Annotated in this window: 11 protein-coding genes and 1 pseudogene; 9 read left to right on the top strand and 3 right to left on the bottom strand. The window is 63.8% G+C overall.

What is annotated here, in order from left to right; translation table 11 throughout:
* The 9 genes and pseudogenes from GOSPT_RS14370 to GOSPT_RS14410 all read left to right on the top strand — a co-directional run.
* On the top strand, window positions 1–1,139 hold a 1,139-nt coding region (locus GOSPT_RS14370; protein WP_005207090.1), incomplete at its 5' end, for a ferritin family protein.
* A 185-nt stretch (window positions 1,140–1,324) separates the two neighbouring features.
* Window positions 1,325–2,368 (top strand): 2Fe-2S iron-sulfur cluster-binding protein, encoded by a 1,044-nt coding sequence (locus GOSPT_RS14375; protein ID WP_005207092.1) that lies wholly within the window; start codon window positions 1,325–1,327, stop codon window positions 2,366–2,368.
* Between the two features lie 47 nt (window positions 2,369–2,415).
* Window positions 2,416–3,522, top strand: a pseudogene (locus tag GOSPT_RS14380) (aromatic/alkene monooxygenase hydroxylase subunit beta).
* A 5-nt stretch (window positions 3,523–3,527) separates the two neighbouring features.
* Window positions 3,528–3,866 carry a propane 2-monooxygenase effector subunit MimD gene (gene mimD, locus GOSPT_RS14385; protein WP_174273062.1) on the top strand — a complete coding sequence of 113 codons (339 nt, stop codon included), beginning with the start codon at window positions 3,528–3,530 and terminating at the stop codon, window positions 3,864–3,866.
* 146 nt (window positions 3,867–4,012) lie between these two features.
* Window positions 4,013–5,074, top strand: a complete 1,062-nt coding sequence (locus tag GOSPT_RS14390) for an amidohydrolase family protein (protein WP_005207104.1) — start codon at window positions 4,013–4,015, stop codon at window positions 5,072–5,074.
* Window positions 5,071–5,883 carry a metal-sulfur cluster assembly factor gene (locus tag GOSPT_RS14395; RefSeq protein ID WP_005207105.1) on the top strand — a complete coding sequence of 271 codons (813 nt, stop codon included), beginning with the start codon at window positions 5,071–5,073 and terminating at the stop codon, window positions 5,881–5,883. The genes GOSPT_RS14390 and GOSPT_RS14395 overlap by 4 nt, the downstream gene beginning before the upstream one ends.
* Complete coding sequence (locus tag GOSPT_RS14400) at window positions 5,880–6,905, top strand: NAD(P)-dependent alcohol dehydrogenase (protein WP_005207106.1); 1,026 nt, start codon at window positions 5,880–5,882, stop codon at window positions 6,903–6,905. The genes GOSPT_RS14395 and GOSPT_RS14400 overlap by 4 nt, the downstream gene beginning before the upstream one ends.
* A 141-nt stretch (window positions 6,906–7,046) precedes the next feature.
* Complete coding sequence (gene groL / locus GOSPT_RS14405; RefSeq protein WP_005207107.1) at window positions 7,047–8,696, top strand: chaperonin GroEL; 1,650 nt, start codon at window positions 7,047–7,049, stop codon at window positions 8,694–8,696.
* A 212-nt stretch (window positions 8,697–8,908) separates the two neighbouring features.
* Entirely contained in the window at window positions 8,909–10,690 is a 1,782-nt protein-coding gene (locus tag GOSPT_RS14410; RefSeq protein ID WP_039856111.1) for a sigma-54-dependent Fis family transcriptional regulator, read from the top strand.
* A gap of 11 nt (window positions 10,691–10,701) precedes the next feature.
* Here GOSPT_RS14410 and GOSPT_RS14415 read toward each other — a convergent pair whose 3' ends face one another.
* Genes GOSPT_RS14415 through GOSPT_RS14425 form a run of 3 tightly spaced genes read right to left on the bottom strand, consistent with a single transcriptional unit; the run spans window position 10,702 to window position 12,058 of the window.
* Complete coding sequence (locus GOSPT_RS14415; RefSeq protein WP_005207109.1) at window positions 10,702–11,148, bottom strand: SRPBCC family protein; 447 nt, start codon at window positions 11,146–11,148, stop codon at window positions 10,702–10,704.
* Window positions 11,148–11,582: an ArsR/SmtB family transcription factor gene (locus GOSPT_RS14420; protein WP_005207110.1), complete on the bottom strand. Its 435-nt coding sequence runs from the start codon at window positions 11,580–11,582 to the stop codon at window positions 11,148–11,150. Before GOSPT_RS14420 ends, GOSPT_RS14415 begins: the two co-directional genes overlap by 1 nt.
* Complete coding sequence (locus GOSPT_RS14425; RefSeq protein ID WP_005207111.1) at window positions 11,579–12,058, bottom strand: SRPBCC domain-containing protein; 480 nt, start codon at window positions 12,056–12,058, stop codon at window positions 11,579–11,581. The genes GOSPT_RS14420 and GOSPT_RS14425 overlap by 4 nt, the downstream gene beginning before the upstream one ends.
* Window positions 12,059–12,224: the final 166 nt, after the last annotated feature.

Genomic DNA, 12,224 nt, shown 5'->3' on the forward strand with positions numbered 1-12,224 from the left:
CCCGCCCCTTCGGTGAGGGCTTCATCACCGGTGACGCGATCACCGCGGCAAACATCTATCTGACGGTCGTCGCCGAGACCGCGTTCACCAACACACTGTTCGTGGCAATGCCCGACGAGGCGGCCGCCAACGGCGACTACCTGTTGCCGACGGTGTTCCACTCGGTGCAGTCCGACGAGTCGCGCCACATCTCCAACGGCTACTCGATCCTGCTGATGGCACTGGCCGACGAACGCAATCGTCCACTGCTGGAACGGGATCTGCGCTACGCATGGTGGAACAACCACTGCGTCGTCGACGCCGCGATCGGCACCTTCATCGAGTACGGAACCAAGGACCGCCGCAAGGATCGCGAGTCCTACGCCGAGATGTGGCGTCGCTGGATCTACGACGACTACTACCGCAGTTACCTTCTGCCACTGGAGAAGTACGGTCTGACAATTCCGCACGATCTCGTCGAGGAGGCGTGGAACCGCATCGTCGACAAGCACTACGTGCACGAGGTGGCCCGCTTCTTCGCCACCGGCTGGCCGGTCAACTACTGGCGCATCGACGCCATGACCGACACCGACTTCGAATGGTTCGAGGAGAAGTATCCCGGTTGGTACAACAAGTTCGGGAAGTGGTGGGAGAACTACAACCGCCTCGCCTACCCCGGCAAGAACAAGCCGATCGCCTTCGAGGACGTCGACTACGAGTACCCACACCGGTGCTGGACGTGCATGGTGCCGTGCCTGATCCGTGAGGACATGGTGACCGACAAGGTCGACGGCCAGTGGCGCACCTACTGCTCGGAGACCTGTGCCTGGACCGACAAGGTGGCCTTCCGTCCCGAGTACGAGGGACGCCCGACCCCGAACATGGGGCGCCTCACCGGTTTCCGTGAATGGGAGACGCTGCACCACGGCAAGGATCTCGCCGACATCATCAAGGATCTCGGCTACGTCCGCGACGACGGCAAGACGCTCATCCCGCAGCCACATCTCGATCTCGATCCCAAGAAGATGTGGCCCCTCGACGATGTGCGCGGCATCCCGTTCGGCAGCCCGAACGTGGCGCTGAACGAAATGAGCGACGAGGAACGCGAAGCTCATATCGCCGCCTACATGGCCAACAAGAACGGGGCCGTCACGGTCTGATCCGCGACGGACGCACTCGCCGCGCCGGTCGAGCTAGCCCGAGCTTCGCCCGGCTCGGCGAGTGACCCCGAGCCCCGGGGTAAGGGCGTATCGAGACCACATCCGCAAGCGTGGTCTCGATACCCCCCCGGCTTCGCTCGCGACCCCGACCAGCGCGGACATCCTCATAAAGCCCAGGAGACTTCATGGCCGACACGCATCACATCAGCTTCGAACCCGTCGACATCGAGATGGAGGTCGCCGAGGACGAGACCATCCTCGACGCCGCATTCCGGCAGGGAATCCACCTCATGCACGGCTGCCGGGAAGGCCGTTGTTCGGCCTGCAAGTCGTACATGCTCGACGGCGACGTCCAAATGGACGACTACTCCACCTTCGCCTGCAACGACGCGGAAGAAGCCGAAGGGTACGTACTCCTTTGTCGCACATACGCATACAGCGATTGCGAGATCGAACTCCTCAACTTCGACGAGGACGAACTCCTCGGCGGTGCCCCCATCCAGGACGTCACCACGAAGGTCGCCGCCATCGAGCCGATGACCCGAGACATCGTGTCGCTGAAACTCGACGTCGTCGAGCCGGAGACCGTCGAATTCAAGTCGGGTCAGTATTTCGACCTGTTCATCCCGGGCACCGACGAGAAGCGGTCGTTCTCGATCGCCACCACTCCGGCGACTCCGGATCGGCTCGAGTTCCTGATCAAGAAGTATCCCGGTGGTCTGTTCGCCGGCATGCTCACCGACGGCCTGTCGGTGGGGCAAGAGATCAAGGTCAACGGGCCGTACGGATCGTGCACTCTGCGCAGCGGTCACGTCCTGCCGATCGTCGCGATCGGCGGCGGCGCGGGAATGGCGCCACTGCTCTCGCTGCTCCGACACATCAGCGAGACAGGACTGCACCGACCGGTTCGGTTCTACTACGGCGCCCGCACCGCGTCGGATCTCTTCCTTCTCGACGAAATCGCCACTCTCGGTGAGAAAATCGACGATTTCTCGTTCACGGCATGTCTGTCGGAGAGCACCGACGACGCTCCCGACGGAGTCACCGTCATCGGCGGGAACGTCACCGACATCGTCAACGACAACGAAGCGGACCTCGCCCGAACGGAGGTGTATTTCTGCGGTCCCCCACCCATGGTCGATGCCGCTCTCGCGCTTGCCGAGCAGCATTCGGTTCCCCGCGACCAGATCTTCTACGACAAGTTCACCAGCCCGGCATTCGACTCCTGATCACGACCACCGCGGTCGAGTCAGCCTGAACGACAGGAACGAAAGGTATGTCCGCACCAGCTCAATCGAGGGAACGCAGTTTCCCGTCCATCGAATTCACCGACGCCGAGGCCGGCGCAAGGGAATTCCCGAGCAGCCGCAGCCGCAAGTACAACTACTATCAGCCGTCCAAGAAGCGGGCCACGATCTATGAGGACGTCACCGTCGACGTCCAGCCCGACCCTGAACGTCACCTCACCCAGGGATGGATCTACGGCTTCGGCGACGGCCCGGGCGGGTATCCGAAGGAGTGGACCGCAGCGCAGTCGGACAACTGGCATCAGTTCCTCGACCCCAACGAGGAATGGGAACAGTCCATCTACCGCAACAACTCCGCGGTCGTCCATCAGGTCGACCTGTGCCTACAGAACGCCAAGCGCGCACGGGCCTACGACGGGTGGAATTCCGCGTGGCTCAAGTTCATCGAGCGCAACCTCGGCGCCTGGATGCACGCCGAGAGCGGCATGGGTCTGCATGTGTTCACCTCGATTCAGCGGTCGGCACCGACGAACATGATCAACAACGCGGTCTGCGTCAACGCCGCGCACAAGCTGCGCTTCGCGCAGGATCTCGCCCTGTTCAACCTCGACCTCTCCGAAGCCGAGGAAGCGTTCGACGGCTCGGCGCACAAGGAGGTCTGGCAATCGGCCCCCGAGTGGCAGCCCACGCGCGAGGCGGTGGAGCGACTGACGGCGATCGGCGATTGGGCCGAACTGCTGTTCTGCTCCAATATCGTCTTCGAGCAACTGGTGGGCTCGCTGTTCCGGTCGGAGCTCGTCATGCAGGTCGCCGCCCGCAACGGCGACTACATCACACCTACGATCGTCGGCACCGGAGAGTACGACTACGACCGCGACCTGAACTACTCACGCGCACTGTTCTAGATGCTCTCGCGCGACGAGAAGTACGGCATCGACAATCGAAAGCTGTTCTCGCGGTGGATGTCTGAATGGGTACCGCGAAGCCTCGACGCCGCGCGCGCCCTGCAGCCGATATGGTCGCAGCCCGCCGACAAGTCGGTCACCTTCTCATCCAGTCTCGAACACGCGAAGACCAAGTTCGCCGACGTTCTGACCGCCATGGACGTCGATATCCCAGAGGAGCTGAACAAGTGAGCACCATGCAATTCGGGGCCGATACCGAGTTCTCCAACATGTGCGGTGTCACGCTCATGAACACGCCGATCGGCCGCATCGTGGCCGACGTCATGGGAGCCAAGGACGGCGTCGAACTCACCGAGTACCCGTCGATGATCCGTGTCGACGGCGTCAACCGCCTCATATTCGACTACGACGAACTGACCGATGCCCTCGGCCAGGACTTCGACGGGTCGATCTTCGAGGAGATCAGCTCCACGCACTACGGGCGGATGGTTCACCTCGACGACAAGACCATCCTGTTCGCCAGCCCGGAGGACGCCGCCGAGTTCATCGGATTCGACCTCACCGCGTCGTCGTAACACTTCGCCGCAGGCGCCGAGGATCGTCCACCCGGCGCCTGCGGCGAGTCCATCGCGGCTCACTTGTGTTGCCGTGCAGCCGCTTTCCGCTACTCCAGCCAGCCCGATCACCCCGACAGCCCAGATCTCAGAGAGCGAGTGAGAAGATGTACGAGAAGAATGGCGAGAAATACTTCATCGTCGACGCCCACGTCCACCTGTGGGACGGCCGCGAATCCAATCAGCGCAACATTCACGGCAAACAGTTCATCGACTGCTTCTACGACTATCACCGCAACCTGAGCCCCGAGGAGCAGGTGTGGGATTACGACACCTACTGCTACTACGGCGCGGACCGTCTGATGCAGGATCTCTTCGTCGATGGTCCCGCCGATCACGCGATCTTCCAGGCCACGATCCTCAAGGACTTCTACGTCAACGGCTTCGCTCAGGTCGACGACTCGCTCAAGCTTGCGCAGGACAACCCCGACAAGCTCACCTACAACCACGCCTACGACCCGCGTGACGGCGAAGACGGTCTGGTCCAGCTCCGACGCGATGCCGAGACGATGGACCTCAAGGGCGTCAAGCTGTATACCGCTGAGTGGCATGGGGATTCACGCGGATACAAGCTCGACGATCCGTGGTCGAGGCGCTACCTGGAGGAGTGCCTGAAACTAGGGATCAAGAACATTCACGTGCACAAGGGCCCGACGATCCGCCCGCTCGACCGAGACGCCTTCGACGTCGCGGATGTCGACAAGGTCGCAACCGACTACCTCGACCTGAACTTCATCATCGAGCACGTCGGTCTTCCTCGTCTCGAGGACTTCTGCTGGATCGCCACGCAGGAATCCAACGTGTACGGCGGTCTCGCCGTTGCCATTCCGTTCATTCACACGCGGCCGAGGTACTTCGCGCAGATCATCGGCGAGCTCCTGTACTGGATCGGTGAGGACAAGATTCTGTTCTCCAGCGACTACGCGCTGTGGACACCTCAGTGGCTCGTCGAACGCTTCGTCGACTTCCAGATTCCCGAGGACATGACGGAGTACGCGCCGATCACCATCGAGCAGAAGAAGAAGATCCTCGGACTCAACGCTGCGGCACTGTATCCGCACATCTCGGTTCCCGAGGAACTGCGAATCCCCACCGACGCAGCCGATCCCGGCGCCGACGTTGCAGCAGGTACCCAGGACACGCCGGCAGCGGAGGCGGCAACCGCATGACCGCGCTCGCACATCGCGGGCAGGCGCACACATCGGGTATGCAGTTGTCGGACAGCGTCATCGAAGCCCTCGACACCGTTGCTGATCCCGAGTTGGATCTGCCCATCACCGAACTGGGGTTTGTGCGCTCGATCAGCCTCGACGACGAGGGGGTCACCGTGCATCTGCGACTCCCCACGTCGTTCTGTTCGCCGAACTTCGCCTACCTCATGGCATCCGACGCACTCGATGCACTGGAAGCGATCGACGACATCGGACGGGTCCGCGTGATGCTCGACGATCACCACGACTCGGACAAGATCAACGCGGGTCTGGCGGCACACGCGGGCTACAAGGGCACCTTCGGTGTCGAGGCGGAGCAGGATCTCGAGGAACTTCGACTCACCTTCTTCCGCAAGGCGCACACCGCTGCCATGGAACGTGCTGTGACACCGCTGATCTCGTCGGGCGTCGTCGACGTCGAGGGCTGTACGCATCTGCTGCTGCGCGACATCCCCGACGGACCGGGGAAGTACGCACTCCTGCGCAGACGAGTACAGATCGGGCTCGGTGTCTGCCCCAACTGTCGAGTCGTCGTCGACGAGGAGGGGCGAACCCTGAGTGCCGACGAGGTTCCGATGCGTATGCGCTTCGCGCGATCGGTGCGAATCTCCATGGAGGGCAACGCACATTTCTGCCGCGGGTTGCTCGCGACCCGCTACGCCGACGACGACGAATGCGACGGAACCAGCGGGCCTGTCATCACCGATCTGCGCCACCCCACGTTCGACGAATCGCGCACAGCAACCACTACCGGGAGGTCATCATGAGAGCCGTACAGGTTGTCGGCTACCACGACAAGCTGCAACTCACCGAGGTCCCCGATCCGGTGGTGACCGGTCCACTCGACGTGATCGTGCGGATCGGTGGCGCCGGAGTGTGCCGCACCGATCTGCACATTCTCGAAGGGCAGTGGGCCGAGAAGAGCGGCGTCGAACTGCCGTACACGATCGGGCATGAGAATGCCGGATGGGTCGAGGCGATCGGCGACGCCGTCACCAATGTGTCGGTGGGCGACAAGGTGATCCTGCATCCGCTGATCACGTGTGGCCTGTGCCGTGCCTGCCGCGCAGGCGACGACGTGCACTGCGAGAACAACAAGTTCCCCGGCATCGACACCGACGGCGGTTACGCCGACTACCTGAAGACCACCGCGCGCAGCGTCGTGAAGATCGACGATTCGCTCGAGCCTGCCGATATCGCGGCTCTCGCGGATGCCGGTTTGACGGCCTATCACGCGGCCGCCAAGGTCGCACGGATGACACGGCCCGGTGACACCTGCGTCGTGATCGGCGCAGGCGGATTGGGACACATAGGGATTCAGGTTCTCGCCGCGATCTCCGGGGTGCGCATCGTGGTTGTCGACCGCAATCCCGATGCGGTGGCGCTTGCGGTCGAGGTCGGCGCGCACGAGGGCATCGTCGCCGACGGCACACAGGTCGAGAAGGTGCTCGCGCTGACCGACGGCAAGGGCGCCGAAGCCGTCCTCGACTTCGTCGGCGAGGGCGGCGCGACGTCGGAGGGCATCGCGATGCTGCGCCAGGCGGGCAACTACTTCGTCGTCGGCTACGGGGAGAACATCAACATCCCGACCATCGACGTGATCTCGACCGAGATCAACTTCATCGGAAACCTCGTCGGCTCGTACAACGATCTGACCGAGCTCATGACGCTGGCGGCGGCGGGAAAGGTGAAGCTACACACCGTCACTTACCCACTGACCGAATACCAGCAGGCGCTCGACGATCTCGACGCCGGCCGGGTGCGCGGCCGCGCGATCCTCGTTCCCTGAGGTTTCGACGGCCCCACCCGCTGATCGAGCTTGTCGAGATCACCGCTGATCGAGCCCCTAACCGCTGATCGAGCTTGTCGAGATCACACCGCCCAACCAGGAAATCCCAACCCCCACAACCCAATCGAAAGAGGTGCCAACATGGCCAAGGAGTTGCGCTACAACGCCGAAGCGCGACTGCGGCTGGAGCGGGGCGTCAACGCCCTCGCCGACGCGGTCAAGGTGACATTGGGTCCGAAAGGACGCAATGCGGTGCTGGAGAAATTGACCGGACCGCCGACGATCACCAATGACGGAGTCACGATCGCACGCGAGATCCAGCTGCGAGATCCGTTCGCCAACATGGGTGCTCAGTTGGTCAAGGAAGTCGCCATGAAGACCAACGGCGTCGTGGGTGATGGCACCACGACGGCCACCGTGCTTGCGCAGGCCATGGTCCGCGAGGGACTGCGCGCCGTCGAGCAGGGCGCCAATCCGATGCGGGTGCGTCGCGGTATCGAGCGCGCGGTGACCGCGGTCGTCGGGTCATTGAACGACCAGGCCGTCCAGATCGGCGGCCGCAGCGACCTGGAACGGATCGCATCTCTGGCCGCAAGTGACGACGAGGTCATCGGCGACGTGATCGCAACGGCCGTCGAGCATGTCGGCAAGACCGGAGTGATCACCACCGAGGAGAGCGACACCCTCGGCCTCGCGGTCGACATCGTCGACGGCATCGAATTCGACCACGGCTACATCTCCGGCTACATGGTCACCAATCCCGACCGCATGGAAGCCGTCCTCGACAATCCCGTGGTCTTGTTGACCAACAAGAAGATCACGTCGGTGCAGGAGATCATGCCCGCGATCGAGGTGGCCAAGCGAGCCGATCGGCCTCTGCTCGTCCTCGCCGAGGACGTCGACGGCCCGGCGCTGCAGCTGCTCGTCGGTGGCAACATGCACAAGACGATGCAGTCGGTCGTGGTGCGCGCCCCCGGTTTCGGGCATCGACGGATCGCCGAACTCGAAGACCTCGCGGTCGCACTCGGTGGCCACGTGATCGCCAAGGACACCGGCATCGAGCTGTCCGAGGTGTCGATCGACCACCTCGGGACCTGCGATCGGGTGACGGTCACCGAAAACGAGACGACGATCGTCGGCGCCCACGGCGACCAGGCGGCCGTCGACGCCCGCGTCTCTCATCTGGAAGCGCAACTCCAGCGGGCCCGCATCGACGCGGATCGCGACGGTCTCGAACTCCGCATCGCGCGACTGACCGGACGCGTGGCCGTGATCAGGGTCGGTGGCGTGACGAGCGTCGAACTCAAGGAACGCATGCTTCGCGTCGAAGACGCGTTGGCGGCGACACGCGCAGCAGTCGAGGCGGGCATCGTCTCCGGCGGCGGTACCGCGCTGGCACAGGCGCATCGCGCTCTCGAACCGCTCGAGGCGACCGGCGACGACGCCGTCGGCATCGACGTCGTGCGACGGTCTCTTGCCGAACCGGTGCGCTGGATCGCCACCAACGCGGGCTACGACGGCGACGAGGTCGTGAAGGTCGTGACAGGGCTGCCCCTCGGGCACGGCTTCAACGCGCTCACCGGCGAGTACGCCGACATGTTCGACGAGGGCGTCATCGATCCGTGCAAGGTGACCCGCGCCGCGCTGGAGAGCGCGGCATCCATCGCCGCACTGTTGATCACCACCGAGACCGCGGTGGTCGAGGAGGTCATGGGCAATCCCGGCGCGATCCCCGCACCCGGATTCGGCGACCTGGCGGAAGGAATGGTACGGCCGTCCAATATCTACTGACCGAAAGGCTCTCCCCTGACCGGGAGACACCGAACCGTCGGTAGTCCCCGAACTGGGCCGGTCGCGATCTGAACAAACCGTTCACGGCGTTGATCGCGGCCGGCCCTTCCCTCGTCGCACACGTGCGTGCTCTGCCGCGAACTCATTCTCTCGGGACCATGTGTCGGCTACACTCGAAAGTGAGATATAGATCACAGAGGGGTACTTGCCACGTGATATCCCGGCCGCCAGCCCAGGCTCCGACATCACGACTCGTCGCTCGCGCCCGCGAGCGATTCTTGAGCGACGACGACGTCGATGTCGATGTCCGCGACGCGATCTTCACGTCGTGGCGGCGTTCCCGCGCGCTCAACGTCGATGCCGACCGACTCGAACTCCCCTTCGTCCGTGAGCCGAATCCCGAGACGCCGCTGATCGCCGCGGCTCGGCCGGTGATCGACCAACTCGCCAACGACCTCGTCGCCGAACCGATCAGCATCATCCTCACCTCGCCCGACGGCGTCGTACTCTCACGCGCGACGGCCAATCGCGGCCTGCAACGGATGCTCGACGACGTCAGCCTCGCTCCCGGATACAGCTACAGCGAAGAGCACGCGGGAACCAACGGAATCGGCACAGCTCTCGAGACCCGGCAACCGACGTTGGTGAGCGGCTCGGAACACTACGCAGGCTGTCTCGGCAGACTCTCCTGCGCCGGAGTTCCCATCCTCAACCCCATCTCCGGAGCCATCGTCGGCGCGCTCGACCTCACCTGCCTGACCGAGCAGGAACACCCGTCGACGCTGCTCCTCTCACTGGCGAAGTCGGCGACATCGCAGATCGTGCAGCGCATGGTCTCGCAGGCCAGCGAGCGCGAATCCCGACTTCTCAACGCCTATCTCGCGACGTGTCGTCGAGCTCCGCAGGCGATGGTGATCGGGCTGTCCGGCGACGTCGTGTTGATGAACCGCCGACTGCGCCACAGCATGAACCCTTCCGACCAGACTGCACTCCTCGAACTGGCCGTCGACCATTCCGTCGACGGCCATTCGCTCGACGCCGCTGTTCCCCGCGTCAGCGCGTTGCCCAGCGGGATAGTCGCACGGTTGTCACCTGTCGACGAACACTGCGACTCCGACATCGCCGTCTTCCGAGTTCACCTCGTGGACAGCAGCCCCACCCGACACACACGCGTGACCCGGCCATCCACCACTGCCCTTCCACGACTCGTCGGCCGCAGTTCATCGTGGCGTCAGTGCTGCGACAACGTCGCCGGGCACGTGCGGGCCGGACGCTGGATTGCGGTCTCGGGCGAATCGGGTACCGGTCGGACCGCAGTCCTCCGGGCCGCGGCCGAACAGTTCCTACCCGGCACGACACGCGTGTTCAACGCCGACGACTTCGAGTCGCCGGAGACGTTCGATGCACTCGAAGCCGAACTCTCGGGCGACGGCTTCGGGGTCATCATTCGCGGTCTCGACCAACTCGACGACGACACCGTGAACGCGATCTCCGATCTGCTTCCGGGTCGCGAGCACGCGGGCTGGCTCGCGGTGACAACATTGCCCGACGCCGGCAACGCGGCGTCGGTCCTGCTGCCCTTCTTCGGGCACACGGTCGAACTCCCTCCGCTGCGGCATCGCATCGAAGACCTCCACGATCTGGTGCCGACACTGCTCAAACAACTGACCCGTGGACGGGAGTTGACCGTCGCTCCGGACGCGATGAACCAGCTCAGCAAGTACTCGTGGCCAGGGAACGTCGCGGAGCTACGACAGATCCTGCGCGAGGTGGTCACTCATCAGCGCACCGGAACCATCGAAGCGGCGCAACTGCCGCCGCGCTGCCGCTCGACCAGCAGGCACACTCTGACCCGGATCGAGTCGCTCGAACGCGACGCGATCGTGCGCAGCCTCGAGGAGAACAACCACAGCAAAGCCGCAGCCGCCGCGGCCCTCGGCATCTCGCGAGCGACCATCTACCGCAAGATCCGCGAGTTCGGGATCAACACCTGACCCCGGTGCGATCAGTGCCAGTCGCTGACCGCGACGTCGCGCGGTGCGGGTGTGCCCTTGCCGGACTCGATCATCGCCTTGAGGCTCAACAGGAAGACCGCCCACTTGGTGCTGCAGTGATTCATGAACGGCACCTGCTCGCGCCAGCCGTCGTGACTGAACATCACGATGGCGTAGTCGCCCTCCTGGCGAAGCGACCACGTGATGGTCGTGCCAACCCACTCGTCCGGCCCCTCGACGACCCGCCATCGCACCGACTCCGACGGAACGGTCTCGAGTACCTCCATGTCGAATCCGCCGACCGGCGGGAAGCGGAACTCGAGGCGCCCGCCGGCCGTGCCGTCACCGCTCACGTCTTCTGTCCACCAGCCCGCAAGACCGTCGATGGTGGTCAGTGCGTCGTAGACGTCTGTGGTGGTGGCGCCTTCGACGCCGATCCTGTGCAGGATGCTGCTCATCATGTACTCCCTTGATCCTTATGTTCTGAACGGTTCTGTTCTGGACGGTTCTGTGGTGAACGTTGGTGTTCTGTCTTGCTGCGGTTGCGGGCCTGCTGCAACGCCTCGGCGATGCCCTTGATGCGATGCAGCCGGGCATCCCATGCCGCGCCGACGGATTCGAGCTGTGCAGCAGCTTTCGCGAGCTGAGCCCTGTTGACGTCGTAACGTCGCTCGCGTCCCGCAGACGTCGCGTGCACGAGTCCTGCTCGGTCGAGTACGCCGAGATGCTTCGCCACTCCCTGCCTGCTGACCGGAAGCTGTTCGCTCAACGACGTCGCTGTCCCACCGTCGCCTGCGAGAAGAAGGTCGACGATGCGGCGCCGCGTCGGATCTCCGATGGCCGACCACAGCGCGTCGTCGACGTCGCCCGTCGACGCTTGGCCATGCGTCACGATGCTGCTTCCATTCCGGCAACGTAGGTCACCAGTCGGGGCAGGAAGTAGTTCCAGCCGTCGATGTGTTCGCGGAACTGCCGCTCGAGTTCTGCTTCCTCCCAACCTCTTTCACGGAATCCCGTCTCGGTCATCGTCAGCGTCGTACCGCTACCCGACGCGGTGAGGGCGAAGGTGACGAGCAACGAGTTACCCGCGGCCGGGTCCTCGCCCGGCGAGTGAGTCCACCGGAACGAGAACGTGCGCGGCGGATTCGATTCGACGACGCTGAACTGCTGGACGATCTCGTCGCCCTCGGCGGTACGGAACACCAACTCGCCGGGCGATCCCGGCTCGAGTCGGTATCGCGCCTCATCGGGCCACCACTGTTCGACGTACTCGGGCGAACTCACCACGTCGAACACGATGTCGGGTTCCGCGTCGATGTAGAGCTCACGCACGAGGGTCCCCACCTCTGCGTCGGTCAGCTTGTCCATGTCGCCTCCTGCAACCTCTGGTTGCGTATCAATCTACGACCCCTTGACGCAATGCGCAACCATTAGTTGCATTGGATTCGCTCTACCAATCGGAACGTGACGGTTCGAGAGTCCGCGGAACCAGATCGAGATGCGCAGCCGCAGCCGTCTCACTGCGGCGAGACCG

The sequence above is a fragment of the Gordonia sputi NBRC 100414 genome (assembly GCF_000248055.1).
In the GTDB taxonomy this organism is placed as follows: Bacteria; Actinomycetota; Actinomycetes; order Mycobacteriales; family Mycobacteriaceae; genus Gordonia; species Gordonia sputi.